Below are 23272 nucleotides of genomic sequence, written 5' to 3'. Positions count from 1 at the left end.
TTTCTTTAGGTTGTTATAACGAACTCCTTTTCTAATTCTTCTAAAGATTTCCCTTTGGTTTCTGGGAGTATTTTTAAAAGGATGAAAAAGCCTATTAGTGCTATTGATCCAAATATGAAAAAAGTTAATGCATTTCCTAAATTAGATAGTTCCCAAGGGAAAATTAACTGTACGAAAGAACTTATAAGTGAGTTAATAAAAGCGATTAAGCCAATTGCCAAACCTCTATATTTTAATGGATATAATTCTGATAATAATACCCACATTACAGGCCCTAATGAAAAGGCAAAACACGCTATAAAACCTAAAATCCCAATCAATATTAAATTGGCATTAATAGTGGTTGCTGCCTCTAAAATAGCACCGTCATTTTTATTGTATGCTTTATTTCCTAAGGCTGATTTTATATCGTTTTGAAAATCGATGTCATTGTCATAAATTTTATCTGCCAAAGGTAATAATTTTTTAGAATCAGAAAATTCGAACTGATTAATTTTTTCTTGGGAGAGTTGATATGTTGCTTGGTTAAAGCCATAAGCGCAAAGTAATAAACTAATTGAAATACCTGCTGTACCAATTAATAATAACGGTCTTCTGCCTATTCTATCAATTAAATAGATAGCAATAAAAGTAAAAATCACTGAAATTGTACTTAATAAAACTCCTGATGAAAAGGCAGCGTCTGTTCCAATACCTGTTTGTTTAAATATAGAAGTTGCATAAAAATAAACTGCATTTATTCCTGTAATTTGTTGCAGAACACCAACAATTAAGCCTACAACTAAAATAAAACGTAAGGATCGCTTTAATAAATCTTTAATTTTTAATGGTGTTTTATATTTATCTGCGCTTATGTTTTCTTCTATAGAATTAATCTCCAGTCCTCCTTTTACCCTTCCGTGAATTTGTACTAAAACTATTTTGGCATCTTCATGTTTTCCTTTTAAATACAACCATCGAGGACTTTTTGGTATGAAAAATAAAGAAATAAAATAGAGCATAGCAGGAATTAATTCTACTCCTAACATCCATCTCCAAACATTTTCGTCTGTAAGAAAAGTATTTTCGGGTGTATTGTATTTATTAAAAAAATAATTACTTAAGAATGCAGCGAAAAAACCAAAAACGATATTTAATTGTTGTATTGAAACTAACTTCCCTCTATTTTCGGCAGAAGAAATTTCAGCAATATACATAGGTGCTAAAACCAAGGCAGCACCAAAAGCCAAACCACCAATTATTCTTGCTATGTAAAGCATTTCATAAGAAGTTGATAAAGCAGATAATACAGCGGAAATGGCATATAGAAATGCAACAAAAATGAGTATTTTCTTTCTACCTATCGCATCGCTTAGTCTCCCTGAAAACAGCATAGCAAACATCGCTGCAAATGAAGGGGAACTTACTACCCATCCAGATTGAATGTCACTTAAATCAAATTCAGGGCCAGCAAAAGACATTACTCCCGAAATGATTCCTGCATCAAAACCAAAAAGAAAACCACCTAAGGATACAACAAAGGCAATAAATACAAGTTTTTTATTCATAATTTTTTGGGTTCAAAGCTTAAGTTTTAATATAACGCAGCTTGCGTGGAACGTTTTTTAATCGCTGTTGTCAGCGATTAGTTGATGCGCTATTTTAGTCTCTGTGTTTTTTAAAACGACATCAATCATCTTCCCCTCTTTTTGGGGTATTGATTTAAAGCTCCAAAACAAGTGCGTAAGCCTATCGAATATATAGAGAACAAAATCCCTGTTTTAAAAAAAGACGGTACTTGATTTAAAACAAAACGATACAAATCGCTCCTTAAAAAAGTTTTTTTTAATCTTACGCCTTGTCGCTAGTTGTATTTTAGTGATGTGTTAATTTCGATATTATTTCTTCTTTATCTGGAAATAAGCAAATAAGTTCTTTTCTTGTTTTTAGTTCAAAGTCCTCAAAGCTAAACCCAGGAGATACGGTGCAACCAACTAATGAATAGGTGTTTTTATGTAGAACTTCAGCTGCAAACCAACAACCGCCCGGAACAACAAATTGAGGGGTTTCTCCTTGGTGTATATCACGACCAATAATAGTTATGGTATGAATTCCTAATTCTGAAATTACGTGTAATTTTATAGGGGAACCGTCATAAAAATGCCAAATCTCATCTTGTTTGATCCTATGTAAAGCTGAAAAGTTATCTGAGGTTAAAAGAAAATAAATACAAGTAGCATAATTCCTTTTACCTTTATAAACCTCTCCTAAACTTGCTTCATTAATCTCCCCAATACTTCTATAGGTCTCCTTAAAATAACCGCCTTCTGGATGCGGTTCTAATCCTAGTTTACTTATTATTTTTTCAATCAATTTTGTCATTATTTTATAATTTTCAAGGTGCTTGTTTATGAATAGTGAGCGGTTATTTACCTAATTTAGCAAACAAAACCGAATAATAAATAGATGGGATTTTTTGAGAGATACAGTCATCAGTAATTTACGATACCGTTATTAAATATACAACCCAATCCCCTTGCAATAAATGGCTAATTCACCATTGAACAAGTTCCATTTTATTTTTTTAGTTGGTAGATAAAGAGTAGCAGTGATACGACTGTTTTAATTGTCCCTAAAACAAGAGCCATAAGCGATTAGAATGGATGTATTTTGTGATTAAACCCCATGCTTTTATAATTTTTTCAAAATTTTTAGTTAATAAAGCAATTAAAAACCGACGAATACTATTAATATCTATAATTTGGATGCTAAAGTTAATTATATAAATTAGTGAACAAAAATAAACTCAATATATTTCCTATGTTTTGGAAAACAATAACCTTGTTCTTTTTGTTTTTTTCGATCAACACTTTTTCTCAATCTAATAATGATACCAATCCAAAGTGTGTGGTTAAATCATTACCAGAAATTTTTAAAAAGAAAGATTCTATACTTACCTTGAAACCTATTAAAGATAGTTTTTTCTTAGTGATTCCAATAATTGGATCTTCTCCAGCAACAGGATTTATTTATGGAGCAGTAGCCCAATATACTTTTAAAGGGAAACGAACTGAAGACAGATACTCTTCATTTAATATTGGTGCCACCTATACCACCAATGAACAATTACTGGTAAATGTTAAAAACACATTACTGCTAAATCAGGACAAAATATACTTTAACGGTGATTGGCGGTATTATATCTTTTCACAAGATAACTATGGCTTGGGATCTGATATCATACCTTCGCCAGGAAATGATAGTGGTTTTGTTTTAGAAGCATTGGCACAGCCTATGGATTATGATTATCTTAAATTTCATCAAACGGTGTCGTTCAGAGTGGCGAGTGATTTTTATATTGGTGGTGGTGTGCATATAGATGGGTATACCAATATTTCAGACAAACAGTTAGACCTCTCTAACAATGTATTAACAGAGCATTATAAGTACAATCAAAAATATGGTTTTAGTGTTAATGAGTATTACATTAATGGCTTGAGTCTTAATCTTGTATTTGATTCACGCGATAATCAAGTAAATGCCAATAACGGATGGTATGGTAATATCAATTTTAGGACCAATCCAGCATTAGGACAAAATCAGTCCTCAAGTTCTATGTTGTTTACGGAATTCAAATATTATATTCCTTTGAGTAAAACAAATCTTCAACATGTTCTGGGTTTTTGGACCTATGGACAGTTTTTAACCCATGGAGATTTGCCTTATCTAAATTTACCCGCCCTTGGTTGGGACAAAACAAGTAGAGGCGGTCGCGGCTATATACAGGGTCTAATTAGAGGCCAGAATTTAGCCTATATAGAAACCGAATATCGTTTTCCCATTTCGTGCAACCAGTTAATAAGTGGTGCTGTATTTGCCAATTTCACAACAGCCAGTGATAAAGATAGACAAGTTAAGCTTTTTGATGCTATTCAGCCCGCTGTTGGTTTAGGCTTACGTATATTAATTGATAAAGCAACCCGTACGAATCTGGTGTTAAATCAAGCTTGGGGAAGGCGTTCTAAGGCTTTTTATTTAAATGCAGGTGAAACCTTTTAATATAGTAGCCAAGTTACTGAGCATGGTTTGGTTTCATACAACTTCAATAAACTATTTCTATACGGCGGAAAGAAATAATTTTACAGACAAAACTAATTTTTTAAGTAACGATCTTACCAAATCAAAACAACATTTCTCTATTTAAAAACTGGCGTTAACAAATGATGACTTTTACAGAAGCACTTTAGTAAATAGCGAATCAGTTTTAACTTGTTTTTTAGCGTGGTAATTTGTTCGGCGCCGCATATATTTTTTCTTCAAGTTGGACTGAAAGTGGTTTTTCCATCTCGATATTATCTCCTGGGACTATTGAAATATTTACAATTATACCCACAGCATTTATTTCATAATTTAGATTGGCCATGATATTTTGTGTTAATTTTTGAAACTCCAACAGCATTTGTGATTTTTTGTAGATTTTTGAAATCTCTTGATTTAATTTGATGTCTATATTTTGTAATGTTCCACTCATTTTAGAAACTTTAAAAGCTGTGTAATCAAGTTCAGCAAATTCAACTCCTTTCCAATCTCTTATCTTAATAAACTTGAATTTATCATTTTAAAAACATGTTTTTAAATAAGTTTTATTACAATCAATTTTTAATTGCTTCCAAACACTGGATGGTAAAACGTCATCTCGTATATGGATTTTATCGCGGTTGCTTTACCGTGTCCTTTTAAGACGATTCTAGAGGTTAATTTTGTTATGTTATACAGGATGTTAATTAAATTCGGAACTTAATCCATCTCCGCCGAATATGATTTTTTGTTTAGGCAACCATATCATTGTAAGGTCCAAAGAAAACCAAGAGCGCATTTATTTAGATACTGCAGGGATCGAGAGAAAGAAGATATTCCTTATTCCTTAACAATTACTGGGCGGGCTCTGTGGAGATCTCTATAACCAAAAGATGTTATTTAGCGAAGTCTAGCAGAAGTGGTGGTGGTTGATCGCTTGATACGGTCAATGAAGGACGGAACAATAATGGTCGTTAATGATCAAGTAGAAGATCATATTAGAACTCAAATAACGGCCTAAAAAGTTAGATAGTACAGATGATCTATTGACAGCTTCAGTCTGTGATTTTTACCACAGCGAAAAAAACATTAGTAGAAGGTAATAGTTACTCCGGATGGTCTAGTTTTGTAAAACAGAGTGAGAAAAGAGTAAAAAAGTAATTCTGCATTAATTATGGCCGGTATTTATATTCATATTCCTTTTTGCAAACAAGCGTGTCACTATTGCGACTTTCATTTTTCAACGTCTTTGAAGAAACGAGATGCTATGGTTGCTGCAATTTGTAAAGAGCTTTTGCTTAGGAAACAAGAACTCACTCAGACCATAGAGACCATTTATTTTGGTGGAGGGACTCCTAGTTTGCTAGCACCTCAAGAAATTGATCTTATTTTAGAAACCGTATACAAAAATTTTACTGTTTCAGATACACCAGAGATTACGCTAGAGGCCAATCCAGATGACTTAACAGACGCAACAGTGACTTCATTGGCGAGTTCTCAAATCAATAGGCTTTCTATAGGCATACAGTCTTTTTTTGAAGAAGACTTAAAGCTTATGAATAGGGCTCACAATGAAACAGAAGCACTTCAGTGTATTATAAAAGCGAAACAGTCTTTTAAGAATATAAGCATTGATTTAATGTATGGTATTCCGCAAATGTCAAGTAAGCAGTGGCAAGAAAATATAGAAATGGCGTTGTCTTTAGGCGTCCCGCATATTTCTTGTTATGTATTAACGGTTGAGCCCAAAACAGCATTAGAGCGTTTTATTAAAAAGGGTATAATACAGCCTATTGAAGATGCTATTGCTCAGGAGCACCATAGTATCTTACTAGAAAAGACGGAGGCTGTTGGATATCATAATTATGAGTTTTCAAACTTTTGTATACCAGGATGGGAATCTCAAAGCAATTCATCGTATTGGAAAAGAAAACCTTATTTGGGTGTTGGTCCATCTGCGCATAGTTATGATATTGTTTCAAGAAATTGGAATATCTCAAATAATGCCTTGTATATAAAGAGTATTGAAGCAGGGAATCTTCCTTTAGAACGAGAGATTCTTACAAAAGAAGATCAATATAATGAGTATGTGATGACGCGTTTGCGCACTGCAAGCGGTATCTCCTTACTAGAGATTTTAGAAATTTTTGGCACTCAGTTTCATGATTACATAATGAAACACATGCAACAGCACCTAAAGATGCATTTGTTGTTTGAAGATGGAGACCAGGTAAAAGTCACTAAAAAAGGGAAGTTTTTAACAGATGGTATTTCCTCAGATTTATTTATGCTACCCCAATAATTTTATCCATCTGTATAGAATCATTTGATTTGTTTGAATAAAAAAATGGATTTAACCTAAAAAAAAAAGGCTTTCTACTCCTATTTCATCAAGCTACCAAGCAAATAAGGAGACATCAAAATAAAAATAAAGCAACTCTTATTTACGCGTTAACAGCAGATCTTACAGAAGTAAATAATGAATACAAAAAGCACATTGTTGACATAACATAGAGCAGTGGTTTGTATCTTGAAGTAGTAAAGCAAGCTATTGAAACAGTTCACTATATAGACCAATTGGCAGGGACAATAAAATGGAAAGTAGATTACAGCACTTAAAACTTCCAGAAAAAAAACAGCTAATAATTTTTTTCTTGAAAATGAAAGACAAGCTTTAATTCTTAGTAGTTGATTTTTTGTGGGACTCCTTGTGGTAAAACGCTATGAACCGGCAGATGCCACTATAAAGCTATCATCAAACACGGCAAAAACTGTAGAAGAAATGTTGTGCGTTATTTCTAGAGATTTTAGCTCTAAAGATGAAAAGGTGTTTGCTATCTATGTCTAATTGGTCCAAAATGTTTCTTATGATCCAGCCGAATATAAATCGTCTGATTATAGTTTTGCAACCTCTAGAGAAGGCAATAAAAAAGGAACAAAATCAAGAGCTAATATCATCAATAAAACCCTATAAATAGCAGAGGCAGTTTACGAAAGCCTTAGCTCGATTTTTGAAAAATCGTATGAGTTGCAAGGCATTAATGGCCATTTAGTTCGCGGAGACATCAAAACACATTTGAAAAATATTGGATTCCCTTTTAGGAACAACCATATATGGAATTATTGTTCAAACAAAATGCAATATCTTTTATTTGATACTACCTAGGATGATGTGAAATATTCGGGAGCTTCTCGGGTAAATGCCGTTGATATTTTTAATGGCTTACCAGATCTAATGATAGCTGATGATGATCATTATTAAACAGTAGGTCCTACTTTTAGAGCAAATCGATATTATAAACTTCTTGCGGCTGTGCTTGATGAAGACTAATTCCATAAAAGAGATACAGTACTACTCTTATTTTGACCTACATCATAAGGAACATTGTATCTCATTTAAATGTAGGTCTACAGTTTTTATTAAAAAACGAATTAATAAGTAGCTCTGATCATAGAAAAATTTCTACTGGCAATTGTTGCATCTCCGTCTTTAACTCTCCATCGTATTTCAGTAGGGGATGTGTCTGTGTCACTTACAATGATAGTTGCTTGTAGGTTTACTATTCCATCCGATAATTTAATTGTTCTAGTAGAATTTGCTACTAATATATTATTTTGATAAAAACTGTAAGTAGTTGTATTAATATTAACAACAGGTCTCGATATTGTAGCAGGTGAATATGCAACACCGTTATGGATTCCAACCATTGATAAGGTTCCATTAACGGCTCCTGTATCCCCATTTGTGATGTCTGAGACTACATCTGAAACATTACCACTAGAACTAAACATTGCAAATGTAGAAAGTGATCCTAAAGAAACTGGAGAGGCAGCAGTTGGGCTAGTAATAGAACTGTTCGCACCAACAGATATGGCTCCTAGTTTAGAAAATAACCTTCCTTCCATTACTGTGTCTGCGCCCAATGCAATTGCGCCAGCCCCGAGACCACCGCCAATCATAGTGCCTTTCATTATAGTATTGGCACCTGTAGACATAGCAGCACCAGATAGCCAAAATATATTTTCAGGCTTAGCATTACCGGTCAATATAACTTCAGTATTAGCAGCCGTAGTAAAAGCACCAGAGGCTTTTATAATAAAAATAGGATTTTCAGTAGCAGTACCACCTGCCAAAGTAAGCTTTCCTGAAATCGACGGTGCTCCGGCAACCGTATATATGCCCGGCGGTAAAAATTCTCCAACACCCGTACCACCAAAAGCAATTGCGTGATTAACTTCTTGTGTTATTCCGTCTGAGTAATTTAATAGTGAATCATATAAGGCAGTAAGGTCATTGGCGCCTTCTGATGATCCAAATGATTGAGTAATAAAGCTCGCAGCCGTCAATTGAGCATTAAAAAAAGCGGTATACGTACCTGGAACAACAGATAACGTCATGCCGGTTATTAATAAATCACTCGTAGATGTGTTAGTAGATTCGCCAGATTCGGTTATTTCAAACAACATGGGGTACTCTGGTTTAGTTACTCCTTTCCAATTTGCTGGCCCTCCATCCGCACCTATATTTATTTGACTATCATTAGTAGAAGTGTTAAAAATCATTAAACCGTTAGCGGGGTCATTAATTGCGTCTCTTGCAACTTGATCCAATCTAGGCATTAAAACTCCTTTGCTGTTAGAGAAAATATCAAGGATAGAAGAAGGGTCTGGAGTTGCGGTATTTATGCCGACTTGAGCACAAAGACTATTTGGAATGATTAAAACAAAGAATATTAAGAAACATTTTAAAATGAATTTCATAGTGAGGTTTGTAATTGTGTATGCCGAATTTGGCAGTAATTAATTGTTTTGGTTAATAAAAATAAAAAGTGTTTGAGGATAAAATATGATAACTGCTTAAATAAACATTATCAACGACGATATTGAGTTTATAAAAAATCGAAAAGCTTAATGCTACGATAGATTAAAAAACTAAAACAAAAGAATGTGTTTAAAGTAGAATTTAACCACAAAACTAAAAAACTTAAGATTAACTGAAATCACCTATAATAAAGTGGTTGTTTTAACAAAGAATTAAGAAATTTCCTTGAAATCTATAGAATCTGCGACGCGAAACTACATATTTTTGTTTAATTAACAAGGTTGTTATCTAAACAAAAATAAAAATAATAAAAAAAATAAATAAAAAAGAGGATATTAATTGAAGATTTGATAGAAAAATGAGGATTAATGAAACAATTAAACAAAATCTACTGGAATTGTTAAATCCACTGGGCAGAAATGTTTAATGTGTTCATTTAAGTTTATCAAAGGGCCTTCTTGCTATTATCATAAAATTACCGCCACAGTTTATGAAGACGTATTATCTAGCGTTGTTTGAAGACTCCTTTCTAATAGAAATTATTTCTGAAAAAAAAACTTTTTGAAAATAGCATATTGATAAAGTCTTTTCATTGCCTTTGGTGGGGTATGAAACTCCAACATTGGGACTTATACATAGTATGCAAGACGCAGCAGACCTTTAATTTAGGTTTCAAACTTCTTCTCAGAATATGGAATAAGGCAACGATGGTAAAAAAAACAACAAGAACAGCACTTGTTGTGCGCGAACAAGAACTACCCTCAGGCAAACCATTGCAACTGGGGGCAAAAATCTTGTGGATATATAGAACATACGCTCGTTTTGAAATATGTTGTGAACATATAAAATTTTAGGAATTATTGTGTATTCATATTTCCACTATCATATTTTTTTAAATATTTATCCAGTACTATGGTTTATTTAATGGGTTGAAATTTTGCAATTATTGCCAATAAATTAATAATTAGAGGTGTTAAAATTGAATAAAGAGGTCTTTTACTTAATAGAAATGCGACTCCAAACATAGCGCCACCCCAAAATAAGAAGTAAAATCGATTGGTACATGCATTCGTGCTTTTTCCGAAAATTTGCGAGCGTCTTCAAGGACATACTCTTTTGCAATTTTGGCGCAGCGTTGGCTGCTGCAAATCGCAGATATGTATGGTGTTAAGCGTTCGCTTTACTGTAATACTTTTTCCGCAACCAAAATGAAACTCGAACCAATAAAATCAAAGCTGGAACTTCTACCAAAGGACCAATTACTCCTGCAAATGCTTGTCCTGAATTTAGACCAAAGACTGCAATAGCGACTGCAATTGCCAATTCAAAATTATTTCCTGTTGCCGTAAAAGCAACTGAAGCTGTTTTGTCATAGTCTGCGCCTGTTGCTTTTGTAATGAAAAAAGCAATGAAGAACATTAGAGTAAAATAAATTAGTAGCGGAACTGCAATAATTAAAACGTCCATTGGAATTTCTACGATTAATTCACCTTTTAATGAGAACATTATCACAATCGTAAACAAAAGTGAAATCAATGTCATTGGCGAAATAGTCGGGATGAATTTATTAGTGTACCATTCTTCGCCTTTTAGTTTTACTAAAATCAATCGGCTTAAAATTCCCATTATAAAGGGAGTTCCTAAATAAATGGCGACACTTTCTGCAATCGTGCCAATTGAAATATCTACAATAGCACCTTCAAAACCGAAATATGGTGGAAGAACGGTTATGAAAATCCAAGCATAAAAACTATATGCAAAAACTTGAAAAATACTATTTAAAGCGACCAAACCTGCACCATATTCGCTGCTGCCTTCGGCAAGGTCATTCCAAACTAGAACCATTGCAATACAACGAGCCAGACCAATTAGAATAAGTCCGACCATATATTCTGGGTAATCTCGTAAAAATGTAATTGCTAAAATGAACATTAAAATCGGGCCAATTACCCAATTCAGAATAAGGGAAATGGAAAGGATTTTTGTGTTTCTGAAAACCTTTGGCAACAATGAATAATTAACCTTTGCCAGAGGTGGATACATCATTAAAATCAAACCAATTGCAATTGGAATGTTGGTTGATCCGCTATTGAAAGAATTTATGATGTCAGGAAATGTTGGAATAAAATATCCAAGTCCAACTCCGATTGCCATTGCGACAAAAATCCAAAGCGTTAGGTTTCTATCGAGAAAACTTAATTTTTTTGAGGCCATTTTTTATGCGTTTATTTTAGAGAAAACGTACAATAATTCAGTTGCTATTTGCAGACTTCTTTCATTGTATTTCTCTGCTTGTTGTGGTGTGTTATCAAATGCTTTTGGATCTTCAAAAGTTATTGGAATGCGTTTTTCTGCACCTGCAATAAAAGGACAATCTCCATCAGCTTGTGAGCAAGTCATAACCGCTACAAATTCAGATTTTGGATTAAAGTCATCATCAAATTTTTTTGAAAATCCTATTATTGGATACTCGTTGTCAGCATATTTAATGCTGTAAACAGGATTCTCGTTTTTTGACATTGTTTTTATCTGAAAACCGGAGTGTTGCAAAGTTTCACCAACCATTGGAAAAAGTGCTGTTGCTTCTGTTCCGCCTGAATAACAAAACACGTTTTTAAGATTGAAATAATTTGCCATTGTTTGTGCCCAAACTTGTGATAAATGACTTCTTCGTGAATTGTGAGTACAAATAAAATTAATTCGAGTTTCTTGATTATTTGAAACTTTTGACTGTATAAAATCAATTAGCGGTTGTAAAACTCCTTTGCGCTCGTTTGAGATATTTTGAGGATTTAATTCCTTAATTGTTTTTTCTATTTCTGGAAATAGGATTGGTTTTGTTGTTGTCATTTTTATAAAATTTGTATTGTTCTTTAGCAACAGCTTCCATTCGGTGAACAACAAGGTTCATCATTTAAGGTTGATAGTTTTACTTTTGTCTTTTCTACTGGAATGCCACATCTGTCTTTTGCTAAACAGTCGGTTTGTTTGTTAGTCAATAAAAAATTTTTTCCATCAAAGCCAAGTCCGTATTTTCCAATCGTTTCTGCCTGATATTCTACTTCGATTTCTAAATCGGCTATTTTTAAAGCCTTTTCAGAAAGTTCAATGATATTCAATAGTTTTTCTGGATGTAATCTATGGTCGTAGTCATTTGCATTCCAAAGTTGGAAGTTTACGACTTCTTCGTTTCTCTCAGTTCCGCCACAATCGATAAAATGTTTTGTGACTTTACCAACTTCTGTAACGTGAAAGTGGTTTGGCGCTAATGCTCCATTTGGCAGTTTGAAACTTATATTTTCCAATTCTTGCAATACTGCTTTTACTTGAGATAATTTCATTACTCTATTTGTTTATTGCGATAATGCGATTAATAAATTCAAATTTTTTTAACAACAATCTTCTTTTTTGCTTAAGTCTTGATTAAGAAAAGTGGACATTACAGTTTTCATTGCAGTCCAATTTTCTTTGTGAATACAATAGCAAACGCTTGTCCCTTCCACATTTCCTTTTATGAGGCCTAAATGTTTCAGTTCTTTTAAATGTTGGGAAATTGTAGGTTGAGCCAAACCAATTTCGTTAACTAAATCTCCACAAACGCAAGAGTCGATTTTAAACAGATGTTGTAAAATGGAAACTCTTGCAGGATGTCCGAAAACTTTCGCAAAAAGAGAAATTTCATTTTGTTGGTCGGTAAAGATTTCTGTTTTAGCTAATCCCATTTTGCCTTTTACTAATTAATTGTAATATTACGATTAATATTTAAATACACAAAGTTTTTTTCGAGCGTTGTCAATAAAGAGCTGTTTTATTTTTTTAGCGTTGGCATTTTGTTGTTGGTTTTTCGCGTTGGTTGTAATCGAGTACACAACGGGAATTATACCCCAAGCCGCTTACAGAAACGTGCGTGAAAGTAACCCTTCACAAAGCCTGCCCCGTTTTTTCGGGGGCGCGTCTAATTTACAAATATAAGCGCGTCCTTTTACAAGTTGGCAATTTGTAAATATGATTGGCTCATCCTTTGCTCCAATTCCATTACAGAACCTTCAACAATACTATGAATGAGTCCGCTTCTGCGTATACCTTTGTCATTCTATTTCTCGATTTTTTCGATTGTATATTTCTCTTTGACTTGCAGTGAATCCTTTTTTTTCAGTAGCCTTACAAAAGCTTACCATTCATAACGAGCTTCCTAAGTTCTGTAAATAAGCCCAAATAAAGTTTTTGTCATTTGAATGATACCAGCCTCACAGAAAACAAATAGGTTGTCTCTGTAATTAATAGTGTCGCTGCTATTACTTTAGACTTGGTAAAGGCCACATACGCCTGCTGGCCCGTTCGCTTAAATGTCTATAAGACATTTTCTTTAGGTTCCACCCTGTAGCTTTTGACTAGAGGCTCCTACCTCTCGACACCTTATCAATGGTTCACTGGAGTTTATCCTGAACCTTTTTAACGGTTCAACTTCTTTATTTATACCTGCCAACCTCGTGAATTGGATTCTCCTAAAGGCTTAGCGTCATTGTTTTTTATAATAGCACCTTTAGGTGGTTTAGGACCATCGCCAATATAACGACTCTGATAAATTTACCATCACTTTATTTACCGCATTCAACCTTTTTTTCTTGCCAAGTTCATTCTTTGCAGACTAAGATTAGGGGTGTGTTTAAGCAACTAATTATACACCGTTTTATAGGTGTTTGTTATTTTATTTCAATCAATTTTTTCAAAAAATAATTCAAACCTGGCGTTTTATTAATGTTTGATTTCGTTCAGATATTTTATAGCAAAGGTTGATTGTTTATCGTTCGGTAAACAATAACCCTAATGAAATTCATTCCTATTTTTTCTACTGAATGCCAAACAGTGTATAAAAGCAGCAGATTAGTTTGTGCAATTTTTAACGCAGTTCTTTGTTATGTGCTGTCCTTTTTTAGTGTTGTTTTGGTTCGGACAGATTAAAATATTCGTTTTTTGTTTTGTCTAACGTTTGTGAAATCAGTTTGTAATTTTCTTTTGTTGGTTTTAAATTCACAAATTTGTCGACTATCGTTCTGTGTTTATAAATTACAAATGTATTTTCTACTTCAAGATTTATTTTATTAAGGTTTACTTCGCTTTTCTCATCAGAAAATGACGGAACAAATGTTAAGGCAGTATTCTTTATATGTAGTTCATTTCCCAAGTTTTCTAAATGCTTTTGTCTTTTGTCTTTGTTGTAACCTTTATCGCTGCCATAGACAAAATAGACTTTTATATATTTACTGCGACATACACTTTCAAGTTCCAAGAATGATAGCCATTCTTTAATATTGTTCCAATTAGGATTATTACCAACAAAGTAAACTATCCCGTGAAATCTTCCATATTTACAAACAGGACAAGTCATCGTTCCTTTATCAGGTCCAAATGCGTGAAATGGTGTAAATGAAGGATTCTCTTCGCCAATTTCAAGTCCAGAATTTATTTTAGTCTTATTTTTTTCGGGATAATTTGGAATATTGAGTCCTAAAATAATATTGTGTTCAGCTAGTTGCATATCCTTGTCAATCAACACTCTTAAAATTCCACTACCTCCACGATTTTCAAGTGCTTTTCTTCTTTTTGCTGTCAACAATAGGTCGTTAGAAAAAACAAACCCGTCAATATAATATTCATCATTAATGTTCGGTTCTTTTATTGAAATATGAATGTGTGCAGGTATATCACGGTTTGGATAGGGTGCTGGGCGAATTGTATAAATTGAATATCTACCGTTTTCGTCAGATTGTACCCAACCTCTAATGTGCCCGTGTTTTTTTGCTTTTTCATCCATTCCTTTGTTTGGGGAATAATATCCGTTGTTGTCGGCTTGCCAATAATAAACCACAACGTTTGGTGAGGGTATTTTGCCACCAAGTTTATAAACCGTACCTGTTATCAAAAGCTTTTGACCTTTTTTAGTCCAAGCTGCACTGGTGTCGATTGATTTAATGTTTTTAGGCATTCCAACGTACATTAGTTCACAACCATCACAGCCCCCGCCAACAAGTTTTTTCTGGTCGATTTTGATATTAGTTTGTTTTGTATCGGTTTTGATTTGCCCATTACAATTTGTCAAGATGCTCATAAAAGCGAACAAGATGACGAAATGCAATACTGTCATTGAGCATCGAAGTGGTGGTGTTTGAAAATCCATTATAATTTCTTTTAAGACAAAAGTAGGTTTGGAAATATTCAAACAGAAATTAAATGTGTTGAGACGATGAGTTTATGTCTTAACCTGATAGGCGTTTTTAAAGTTGCTCTTGAAATTGGCTACATAAGTTCTACTCAATCTTAGTTCAACGTCATTTTTTAAAAAGAGATCATAATCGCCATTAAGACGGGATTTCAATGAAACGACTTTGTCCATATTGACAATTGTAGATTTATGGACTCTAACAAATGTCTTGTGATCTAATTGTGTTGAAATTGACTTTAGCGTTGCTGTTTGAAGATATTTTTTTCCTTCGAGTTCAATTGAAATATATGGAGTTTCCGCGGTAATTTGATAAATGTCATTTACTTCAATAACAGTATTATTTTTCCCATTACTAATAATTATTTTTCTGACGCAGGATTTCTTTTTTAAAGAAACTATATCTGTCAATTTATAAGAAAGATACCGATGCACAAAAACGAAAACTGAATAAACGATCACAAGTTTATATAAATCGTTCGCCAAAGTATAGGTTAGTATTTTATAAATGTCATATCTGCCATTATAGAAAAGAACAGAAAAAAACAGAAAAACAAAAGGAAGAATAACGAGATGGGTGATTATAGAGGTAACTATAAAAAACGTGGTTTTACCTAATGAATCTAAATTTTGTTTTTTGAGAATTTTACTTAATAATACCAAGAGCGGAATGAAAAGAATCCAAATAGTTTTGAATAAGATGGATTCACTAAAATAAAAGGAATACCCACTTCTATTAGATTCTAAAAAGTCCTGAAATATTGTAAGACCTATGATTGAAATTAATATCGCCACTAGTCTTCCAAAGTTCTTATTAGTGTCCCTTGAAATGTCGTAGATAGATTCTTTTCCTAAAGCTGTTGGTATCATAGTTCGATTTCTTTCAGATTATGCAACCACAGTATAATCGTGCTGTGGTGATATAGATTTATCAAACGTTTCAAAGGTCACATCTGGTTTTTCTGGTTTGGGTGCGGAAATAGGAGATGGTTTTGATAACAATAATGATATACTAGATGATTGCCCTACTGCTCTCGCCGCTTCAGTTGTTCGTTCCTATGGCCCTGCATGGTTTTTACCAAGTGCCAAAGAGTTAAACCAAATGTATATAAATAAAACAACTTTAGAGGCTCACGCTGGGTTTACTGCATTTAGTTCTTCCTATTGGAGTTCTACGAAGGGCAATGGCAGTACCGCGTGGTATAATGATTTCGAAACTGGTTATCAGGGCGGCAGCTTTAAGTTCAACTCTAACTACTGGCGTGCGGTTCGTTTTTTTTAGTTACTTGCCCGTTCGTAGGATTTGCGTAAGCGACAAGTTTTAAAAATGACATTACATACGGATTTGCCTGTTTACAGAGATCCCTATAAATTGGAAACCGAAAAGGCACCTTAGCTATATCGTACAACGCATAGCAAAATAACGCTATATTGTTGTCGCTTTATAATTGCATTTGCTACACGGCCTTTGGTTCGTGCTCCTCTTGTTTTTTTATGAGTTTGCCTCAAAAAAGCACCTTTTCGATTTCCAAGCCATATAATATCGCGTAAATCACGCATCTAAATCCCCTTTTAAATGAGTGGTAAACCTTTTAGTTAAACTGTTCTTATAGCCAATAATTTCAGGTGCGAATTTCAGCCTTTTAGACTTTTAAAGATAACCAAACCACTGTCAGAAAGGCTTGTAGAATAGTGCAATCGCCTATTTAAAAGATAGGCGATTTTGAAAAAAAATATTACTTTTGCGAAAGAATTGACTTTGTCAAAATTCAATGTAACAACAATTAAGAATCAGGTAGCTTTTTGAATAGTTTTAATGCTTGACCAGCGCTTCATACATGCCTATCATACAGGAGGGTGTGTTGAATTAATCCTTCTAGGTTGTGATGATAATTATATGGCAACAGCGTGAAATTGCATGAAAAAAATCATTAATGATATTGGCGGAGAATTTAGAGTAGCGCTATATGGAATCAAACAACTGCTTAATACTTCAAAAAACGGGGTGTATGCAACGTATGATTATTATCTTAAACGTACGATCAAGATTGAGTCCACTACTGTAGCGGAATTACGCAATGAACAAACTCGAATTCTTAATAGGATTAATAAATGGGTATTGATCTCTATTTACAGCACCAACCAATTTAAACTGGCATAGTACTCAAGAAAATCACAAACTATGTCACTTTATTCAAAGATACTTATTATTTCACCTGCTGCGTTTCTCGCTTTGAGTTTCGAGACAAACCTTAGGTGCTCTAAGTTTTCGAAATATCTCCTTCCTGCCATCGTTATAATGATGGTTGGGTTTTATTACAACCCTCTCGTACTATTGGGAATAGATGTTCTATCATTTCTTCTTGAAGATATGTTATATAATTTCTCTTTGCTTTTATCTCTTTTGGTACTAACACTTATTTATGAAATGAGATCTAAAAAAACTAAAAACGTATGAAGGTTGCGGTGATCGGTTCAGGAATTGCTGGCTTGGCTACTGCTTGTAGATTAGCAGCCAAAGGACATGAAGTAACTGTATTTGAAAAAAATACTTCTCCTGGTGGAAAAATTAGCGAAATTAGCGGGCAAGGGTACAGATTCGATACTGGTCCCTCATTATTTACATTACCAGAATTAGTGGAAGAGCTTTATATTGCTGCTGGTGAAAAGGTCCCATCAACTTTTGCATACAAAAAGCTTGTGGTCTTATGTAAGTACTTTTACAACAGTGGTGAAAGGCTTGTTGCCTATTCAGATCAACAAAAATTCACGGACGAATGCGTTGAAAAACTTGGAGAAGATGCTTCTAATATCACTAAATATTTTAAGAACGCTTCATTGATATACAAAATCACAGCAGATATCTTCCTTTTTAACTCCTTGCATAAAGCTAAGAATTTAATGAAGTTTTCGGTTTTAAAATCCCTGTTTCAGATTCATAAGATTCGATTTTACAAAACCATGGATGGGGAGAATAAGAATAATTTCAAAAGCCCATTACTTGTTCAACTGTTCAATAGGTATGCTACTTACAATGGATCAAGTCCATATAAGGCGCCAGCTACACTAAATGTAATAGCCCATCTCGAAAATAATATAGGAGCCTATTATCCTGAGCAAGGAATGTATTCCATTGTAGAGAACATATACGAGCTTGCTCTAAAAAAAGGGGTCTCTTTTAATTTTAATACATTAGTGCAGACCATCGAAATCAAGAATAAAAAGGCTGTTGGGCTAAAAGTAGGAGATGAAACACTGGCTTTTGATAGTATAATATCAAATTCAGATATCAACTATGTTGCTAATAACATGATGGATCACCCACAAAAAAAACGAATCAATCGTTTAGAGTCTTCATCGTCGGCCTTGGTTTTTTATTGGGGAATAAACAAGGAGTTTCCAGAATTAGATTTGCATAATATCCTTTTTAGCAGTAATTATAAAGAAGAGTTTAATAACCTTTTTAAAGAAAAAACTATTGATGCTGATCCTACCGTTTATATTTTCGTGAGTTCAAAAATGACAAAAGGTGATGCCCCAAAAAAATGCGAAAACTGGTTTGTGATGGTTAATGCGCCTTCTAATAGTAAAGAAAACTGGGATGAACTGATACGCACAACCAAACAAAATATCATTCATAAAATTAATAAATCTCTTAAAACCAATATTGAAGACTATATTGAATTCGAGAAAATTGCCTCACCCATAACCATTGAGCAAAATACGCTTAGTAAAGGAGGAGCGCTTTATGGAAACTCTTCGAACTCTATGTTTTCTGCATTCTTAAGGCACCCAAACTTCCTTAAAAGCGTAAAGAATTTGTATTTTGTTGGAGGAAGCGTGCATCCGGGTGGAGGAATACCTCTTTGTTTGGCGAGTGCTAAAATTGTTGCCAATGAAATTCCTGCACAATAGATGAACAGTACAATTAAATACTTTATTCGTGAGGGGGTTCCTATAACTTTTATAGCCATATACTTTGTAGGATTGGCACTATATTTTTTGCCTCTCACCCGCAATTTGTTTATACTAATTACACCATATACTTTAGTCTTGGTGACTGTTGTAATCTTTTCACATCATAAAGAATGGAATGCAAAAACGATTGCCGTTTTAGCAAGTATTTTTATTATAAGTTTTGTGGTCGAAATTATTGGAGTCGCAACGGGTGCTTTATTTGGAGAGTATGAGTACGGCAAAGGGCTTGGTGTCAAAATAGCTGATGTACCAATTGTTATTGGTCTTAATTGGATTTTCTTAGTTTATGCTTCCAATGGTATCATCTCTAAATACACCTCGAATAACATTTTAATTATAGTGGGTGCAGCAGCACTTATGGTAGTGTACGACATCGTTATGGAAAAAGCAGCTCCTCTCATGGACATGTGGGTGTTTGCTGAAAACAATCCGCCTGTAAATAACTACATTATGTGGTTCCTTCTTGCTTTACTCTTCAATATATTATTACAGATATTTAAAGTTCGTACTACTAATACACCAGCTAGGTGGCTGTTTATTATCCAATTTGTATTCTTTATTATTATAGTAAGTCACTATTTAATTTTCTGAAATGATACGAGCCAACCATACCAAATTTATGATACAATTTTCTAAGTATTATACGAAAATTTTACTGGGTATTTTTTTTGGGAGCGTTAAGTATTCCGGTCAGTATGAGGAAAAAGAACTTCCAATTTTAATGATTAGCAATCATTTTTCGTTTTACGATGGTTTTATTCAAATCTTATTAAATTTCAAAGTTTTTAAGCGGAGGTTTAATTTCATGATGCTTGAAAAGGAGCTGAGTAAAAACATGTTATTGACTAAAGTTGGTGCTAGTTCAATAAGCAAAGGCAAACGATCAAGTATAGCGAGTATTGATTATGCTGTTGAAATTTTACAGGATAATAAGAACCTATTTTTGTTCTTTCCGCAAGGGAATATTAAGAGTGTGTATACACGAGAGTTTACTTTTGAAAAAGGCTTGCTTTCCCATATTTTAGAGAACACAAAAAATGATTTTCAATTGGTTTTTAATATAAACCTTATTAATTATGGAACGAACCTTAGACCTGATTTATGGGTGTATTATGAAACACAGTCTGTAAGCACAAATACAACCTCTGAGGAGGTAGAAAAAGAGTTTAATCGTTTTGCAAAAGCGTGTTTTACAAAACAAGGCATAAGATGATTTATTTCTGTTATTTTTTAATAACCCTACTTATTATCAGATTGCTTGTAGCATTTGTTAATTATCTTTCTTTTGCCTACTTACCCGCGGTAACTTCGTTGTCAGATGAACCAACAATTACTATTTTAATTCCAGCTCGAAATGAAGAAGATACTATTGGGAGTTTGCTTGAGCAATTAGCAAAATTCGATTACAGCAAGCTTGAGATTATTGTCTATAACGATCATTCAACTGATAAAACGGAAAGCATCGTTAAGAATTGGGCTGTAATCAAACCCAACATCAAACTTATAAATGGTGGTGTGCTTCCACAAGGTTGGTTAGGTAAGAATTATGCCTGCCATCAACTATCGCAAGCGGCAACAGGCGAACTATTTCTCTTTTTAGATGCAGATGTACGTGTCAAAAACGGGGTAATCAAACGCAGTATTAGCCACCTTCAGAAATACGAACTTCACTTGTTGTCGGTATTTCCAAAACAAATAGTTGCCTCTTTCGGAGAAAAAATTTCAGTGCCGTTAATGAATTGGATTTTGCTGAGTTTACTTCCACTATCTCTAATTCGAAAATCAAAGTACGAAGTCTTTTCAGCAGCCAATGGGCAATTTATGATGTTTAAAGCAGCTACTTATAAATTAATAAGACCTCACGAAAAATGTAAATCTCATAAGGTAGAAGACATCGCTATTATAAGACTATTTAAACAAAAAGGCTTATCCAGCGATACCCGCTTAGGAGATAATGATATCTCTTGCCGTATGTATGCTGGACTAGATGATGCCATTGAGGGATTCACAAAAAACATATTCGAATTTTTTGGAAATAGCGTTTTAGCAACTATTTCCTTTTGGTTGTTAACTACGGTTGCCCCCTTTGTGGTATATCTCAATATGGGAGTATGGTGGTTGATTTCATATATTGCGGGTATGGTATCAATTCGAATTTTTGTAAGTTTGGCCAGCCAACAATCAGTCTTTCAAAACCTATTATTAGCGTTCCCACAACACATTGTATTTCTTTTAATAATAATTAAAGGGCTCATAAATAACAAACAGAAGAAATTAATATGGAAAGGCAGAAATATATTTCAAGATCACTAATTCTAATCAGTATTTTTTTGTTTTCAATGCAAGTATGTTTTTCACAAAGTCCGTACACCGATCCAATTTACAAAGCGTATTCACGCGGTAAGATGGACACTTGGTTAGTGTTAATGAATGCTTGCGAAAAAAATGTGAATCCAAAGAGTTCAGAGGGGCAATTAGAGCTTATTAGCTATTATTATGGTTATACGGCCTGGTTAATTGGTGCTGAAAAATTCGATACTGCTGAAGAATACATTGTTAAATCAGAGGAGATTATTGAAAAGTTATTAGGGGAATCACCTAAAAATGCAACCTTAATGGCATACAAAGGGGCTTACATTGCCTTTACCATTGGGATCTCAAATTTCAAGGCTATTTACTTAGGTCCAAAAAGTATTAAATATATAAACAAATCTCTCGAACTGGATCCAGAGAACATTCAAGGAAATATTGAAAAAGGAAACTCTATGTATTATCGTCCATCAGTTTTTGGTGGTGATAAGAGGGAAGCAATTGAATACTATGTAAAAGCAGTTGAAAATTTTGAAGAACAGGGACTGGATGTTAATAACTGGATGTACATAAATACAATGACTGCGTTAGGGCAAGCATACGAGGTTACCGATCAAATACAGCTAGCCAGATTATGCTATGAAAAAATAATTCGCATATTCCCTAATTTTATGTGGGTTGAAGAGGAACTCTATCCTGATTTGCTGGAGCGCTACAAACTATAATATTGATACCCTAGCAGCATGGAATTTGTCTTTTATAAAATAACATCAATTAGCCTAAAATTATTTTTACTAGTAGCTTTTGTTGTTAATCCTATAATGATACGGGCTCAAAGTATGCAAGATGATGAGGTTAATTTAAACAAAACCCCTCCCCGTATTATTAGAGCTTGTTGTGCTTTTGGCTATGATTTAAAATTATGGGGCGTGCCATTTTTCTCCATTGATCAGGTGATTAGTATTGATGATTTGGGGGAACATCACTACATGGGTGATAAGAGTGAAGGCACTGGAACTATTTATACCAATAAGGGTGGCTTTATCGACCTGGGGCACGTGCGAGATCAAATTGATTGGACGCGCTATTTATATACCACCGTTCTAAATTCTAGAGGAAAAGGGGAAGTAATCTTGCCTTTGCGTAAAGAAGCAGGTCGTAAGACTTTATATTTGAATGTACCAGCACAGTTTTCTAATAGTGATTGTATTCTATTAGCAGGAAAAATAACATACGATCTTTCGCTGTGGCACGAAATTTCCACTTGGTTCGGTGCATCCGCGGTTCCTTTGTTACCAGAAAAATTCTCTAGTTTTTCGGTTGAGGATGTATATTCAAACTTAATGGGGGTACATGTTGGTATGAAAACATTGCATTCAAAGCTTCCATTTAACCGCGCAGCAACATTGACTATAGCATCGACATTAGATAGTTTAGACGTTGTGAAGACGGCAAGAGAAACCTATGATGCCTATGATGCTGTTCATAACAAATGGTACACAAATAAAAAACGAATCCCTATTACAAATATTACGCTAAAGAGAGATCCAGATGTGCTTAATTCAAGCCGTCCTTGGATAATTCCTAATCAAAAAAATAACATTGATGATTCCATTATTTTAGACGTTCCTATTTTAAATACAAAGGGCGAGTTACTTACCAATTTTTATCAATTTACCATTGATCTTAATTACAGGTTTCCTGTAGAAGAGCTTTTTCCAGATCGAAAAAGTAGCCTAATCAATCAAGATGATTTTGGTATCTTGCTGGATAGGATCACCAAGGATATACAAATCATGGAACAAAATATATTGGCAGAAAAGAAATAAAGTATTCAGAAACGGGTATTACTGCGTGTAAATTAAACCTATCTATTGTGTTGTTTG

21 protein-coding genes are annotated in these 23272 nt (G+C 33.9%); 11 read left to right on the top strand and 10 right to left on the bottom strand.

The genetic code is table 11. The features are described from left to right. Positions 1-5 precede the first annotated feature (5 nt). Entirely contained in the window at positions 6-1547 is a 1542-nt protein-coding gene (locus ABXT67_RS16710; RefSeq protein ID WP_415375165.1) for a sugar porter family MFS transporter, read from the bottom strand. Between the two features lie 307 nt (positions 1548-1854). Next, positions 1855-2361, bottom strand: coding sequence for a cupin domain-containing protein (locus tag ABXT67_RS16705; protein WP_415375164.1), 507 nt, complete (start codon positions 2359-2361; stop codon positions 1855-1857). Positions 2362-2799: 438 nt separating this feature from the next. Between ABXT67_RS16705 and ABXT67_RS16700 the strand changes: the two genes are divergently transcribed. Beyond that, the gene (locus ABXT67_RS16700; protein WP_415375163.1) at positions 2800-4038 is read left to right on the top strand and encodes a BamA/TamA family outer membrane protein; all 1239 of its coding nucleotides are present in this window, start codon (positions 2800-2802) and stop codon (positions 4036-4038) included. 217 nt (positions 4039-4255) lie between these two features. On the opposite strand, the gene ABXT67_RS16695 is transcribed toward ABXT67_RS16700, so the two are convergent. Further along, a complete protein-coding gene (locus ABXT67_RS16695; RefSeq protein ID WP_415375162.1) occupies positions 4256-4510 on the bottom strand; it encodes a hypothetical protein in 255 nt (84 codons plus the stop codon). 720 nt (positions 4511-5230) lie between these two features. Between ABXT67_RS16695 and hemW the strand changes: the two genes are divergently transcribed. Both hemW and ABXT67_RS16685 read left to right on the top strand, forming a co-directional pair. Beyond that, positions 5231-6358 carry a radical SAM family heme chaperone HemW gene (gene hemW, locus ABXT67_RS16690; RefSeq protein ID WP_415375161.1) on the top strand — a complete coding sequence of 376 codons (1128 nt, stop codon included), beginning with the start codon at positions 5231-5233 and terminating at the stop codon, positions 6356-6358. 396 nt (positions 6359-6754) lie between these two features. After that, complete coding sequence (locus ABXT67_RS16685) at positions 6755-6904, top strand: hypothetical protein (protein WP_415375160.1); 150 nt, start codon at positions 6755-6757, stop codon at positions 6902-6904. A gap of 584 nt (positions 6905-7488) precedes the next feature. On the opposite strand, the gene ABXT67_RS16680 is transcribed toward ABXT67_RS16685, so the two are convergent. From ABXT67_RS16680 to ABXT67_RS16650, 7 genes are all read right to left on the bottom strand, one after another. Next, positions 7489-8817 carry an ice-binding family protein gene (locus ABXT67_RS16680; protein WP_415375159.1) on the bottom strand — a complete coding sequence of 443 codons (1329 nt, stop codon included), beginning with the start codon at positions 8815-8817 and terminating at the stop codon, positions 7489-7491. Positions 8818-10045: 1228 nt separating this feature from the next. Beyond that, positions 10046-11092, bottom strand: a complete 1047-nt coding sequence (gene arsB, locus ABXT67_RS16675; RefSeq protein WP_415375158.1) for an ACR3 family arsenite efflux transporter — start codon at positions 11090-11092, stop codon at positions 10046-10048. Positions 11093-11095: 3 nt separating this feature from the next. After that, complete coding sequence (locus tag ABXT67_RS16670) at positions 11096-11728, bottom strand: low molecular weight phosphatase family protein (RefSeq protein ID WP_415375157.1); 633 nt, start codon at positions 11726-11728, stop codon at positions 11096-11098. A gap of 23 nt (positions 11729-11751) precedes the next feature. Next, a complete protein-coding gene (locus ABXT67_RS16665; protein ID WP_415375156.1) occupies positions 11752-12219 on the bottom strand; it encodes a DUF6428 family protein in 468 nt (155 codons plus the stop codon). Between the two features lie 48 nt (positions 12220-12267). Continuing rightward, entirely contained in the window at positions 12268-12600 is a 333-nt protein-coding gene (locus tag ABXT67_RS16660) for an ArsR/SmtB family transcription factor (RefSeq protein WP_415375155.1), read from the bottom strand. Positions 12601-13811: 1211 nt separating this feature from the next. Beyond that, positions 13812-15056, bottom strand: a complete 1245-nt coding sequence (locus ABXT67_RS16655) for an intradiol ring-cleavage dioxygenase (protein WP_415375154.1) — start codon at positions 15054-15056, stop codon at positions 13812-13814. Between the two features lie 72 nt (positions 15057-15128). Next, positions 15129-15968: a LytR/AlgR family response regulator transcription factor gene (locus ABXT67_RS16650; RefSeq protein ID WP_415375153.1), complete on the bottom strand. Its 840-nt coding sequence runs from the start codon at positions 15966-15968 to the stop codon at positions 15129-15131. Positions 15969-16065: 97 nt separating this feature from the next. Here ABXT67_RS16650 and ABXT67_RS16645 point away from each other — a divergent pair, with 97 nt between their 5' ends. The 8 genes from ABXT67_RS16645 (at position 16066) to ABXT67_RS16610 (ending at position 23215) form a co-directional block, all read left to right on the top strand. Next, on the top strand, positions 16066-16380 hold the full coding sequence (locus tag ABXT67_RS16645) for a DUF1566 domain-containing protein (protein ID WP_415375152.1): 315 nt from the start codon (positions 16066-16068) through the stop codon (positions 16378-16380). 636 nt (positions 16381-17016) lie between these two features. Beyond that, entirely contained in the window at positions 17017-17259 is a 243-nt protein-coding gene (locus tag ABXT67_RS16640; RefSeq protein WP_415375151.1) for a hypothetical protein, read from the top strand. Between the two features lie 293 nt (positions 17260-17552). Then, positions 17553-19013, top strand: a complete 1461-nt coding sequence (gene crtD / locus ABXT67_RS16635; RefSeq protein WP_415375150.1) for a 1-hydroxycarotenoid 3,4-desaturase CrtD — start codon at positions 17553-17555, stop codon at positions 19011-19013. Further along, complete coding sequence (locus ABXT67_RS16630) at positions 19014-19667, top strand: carotenoid biosynthesis protein (protein ID WP_415375149.1); 654 nt, start codon at positions 19014-19016, stop codon at positions 19665-19667. A 1-nt stretch (position 19668) separates the two neighbouring features. Beyond that, positions 19669-20289: a 1-acyl-sn-glycerol-3-phosphate acyltransferase gene (locus ABXT67_RS16625; RefSeq protein ID WP_415375148.1), complete on the top strand. Its 621-nt coding sequence runs from the start codon at positions 19669-19671 to the stop codon at positions 20287-20289. Beyond that, entirely contained in the window at positions 20286-21389 is a 1104-nt protein-coding gene (locus ABXT67_RS16620) for a glycosyltransferase (RefSeq protein WP_415375147.1), read from the top strand. Before ABXT67_RS16625 ends, ABXT67_RS16620 begins: the two co-directional genes overlap by 4 nt. A 92-nt stretch (positions 21390-21481) precedes the next feature. Then, on the top strand, positions 21482-22111 hold the full coding sequence (locus tag ABXT67_RS16615) for a tetratricopeptide repeat protein (protein ID WP_415375146.1): 630 nt from the start codon (positions 21482-21484) through the stop codon (positions 22109-22111). A gap of 18 nt (positions 22112-22129) precedes the next feature. After that, a complete protein-coding gene (locus ABXT67_RS16610) occupies positions 22130-23215 on the top strand; it encodes a DUF4056 domain-containing protein (protein WP_415375145.1) in 1086 nt (361 codons plus the stop codon). Positions 23216-23272 lie beyond the last annotated feature (57 nt).

It is taken from the genome of Patiriisocius sp. Uisw_017, assembly GCF_047731265.1.
GTDB lineage: Bacteria > Bacteroidota > Bacteroidia > Flavobacteriales > Flavobacteriaceae > Patiriisocius.
The sequence above is the reverse complement of the archived record's forward strand: the minus strand, read 5'-3'. Positions and strand labels throughout refer to the sequence as shown.

What these genes read in the sequence shown, in the direction of transcription:
- ABXT67_RS16710 (WP_415375165.1), bottom strand. Translation starts at nt 1,547, where the DNA reads ATGAATAAAAAACTTGTATTTATTGCCTTTGTTGTATCCTTAGGTGGT.
- ABXT67_RS16705 (WP_415375164.1), bottom strand. Translation starts at nt 2,361, where the DNA reads ATGACAAAATTGATTGAAAAAATAATAAGTAAACTAGGATTAGAACCG.
- ABXT67_RS16700 (WP_415375163.1), top strand. Translation starts at nt 2,800, where the DNA reads ATGTTTTGGAAAACAATAACCTTGTTCTTTTTGTTTTTTTCGATCAAC.
- ABXT67_RS16695 (WP_415375162.1), bottom strand. Translation starts at nt 4,510, where the DNA reads ATGAGTGGAACATTACAAAATATAGACATCAAATTAAATCAAGAGATT.
- hemW (WP_415375161.1), top strand. Translation starts at nt 5,231, where the DNA reads ATGGCCGGTATTTATATTCATATTCCTTTTTGCAAACAAGCGTGTCAC.
- ABXT67_RS16680 (WP_415375159.1), bottom strand. Translation starts at nt 8,817, where the DNA reads ATGAAATTCATTTTAAAATGTTTCTTAATATTCTTTGTTTTAATCATT.
- arsB (WP_415375158.1), bottom strand. Translation starts at nt 11,092, where the DNA reads ATGGCCTCAAAAAAATTAAGTTTTCTCGATAGAAACCTAACGCTTTGG.
- ABXT67_RS16670 (WP_415375157.1), bottom strand. Translation starts at nt 11,728, where the DNA reads ATGACAACAACAAAACCAATCCTATTTCCAGAAATAGAAAAAACAATT.
- ABXT67_RS16665 (WP_415375156.1), bottom strand. Translation starts at nt 12,219, where the DNA reads ATGAAATTATCTCAAGTAAAAGCAGTATTGCAAGAATTGGAAAATATA.
- ABXT67_RS16660 (WP_415375155.1), bottom strand. Translation starts at nt 12,600, where the DNA reads ATGGGATTAGCTAAAACAGAAATCTTTACCGACCAACAAAATGAAATT.
- ABXT67_RS16655 (WP_415375154.1), bottom strand. Translation starts at nt 15,056, where the DNA reads ATGGATTTTCAAACACCACCACTTCGATGCTCAATGACAGTATTGCAT.
- ABXT67_RS16650 (WP_415375153.1), bottom strand. Translation starts at nt 15,968, where the DNA reads ATGATACCAACAGCTTTAGGAAAAGAATCTATCTACGACATTTCAAGG.
- ABXT67_RS16640 (WP_415375151.1), top strand. Translation starts at nt 17,017, where the DNA reads ATGAAAAAAATCATTAATGATATTGGCGGAGAATTTAGAGTAGCGCTA.
- crtD (WP_415375150.1), top strand. Translation starts at nt 17,553, where the DNA reads ATGAAGGTTGCGGTGATCGGTTCAGGAATTGCTGGCTTGGCTACTGCT.
- ABXT67_RS16630 (WP_415375149.1), top strand. Translation starts at nt 19,014, where the DNA reads ATGAACAGTACAATTAAATACTTTATTCGTGAGGGGGTTCCTATAACT.
- ABXT67_RS16625 (WP_415375148.1), top strand. Translation starts at nt 19,669, where the DNA reads ATGATACGAGCCAACCATACCAAATTTATGATACAATTTTCTAAGTAT.
- ABXT67_RS16620 (WP_415375147.1), top strand. Translation starts at nt 20,286, where the DNA reads ATGATTTATTTCTGTTATTTTTTAATAACCCTACTTATTATCAGATTG.
- ABXT67_RS16615 (WP_415375146.1), top strand. Translation starts at nt 21,482, where the DNA reads ATGGACACTTGGTTAGTGTTAATGAATGCTTGCGAAAAAAATGTGAAT.
- ABXT67_RS16610 (WP_415375145.1), top strand. Translation starts at nt 22,130, where the DNA reads ATGGAATTTGTCTTTTATAAAATAACATCAATTAGCCTAAAATTATTT.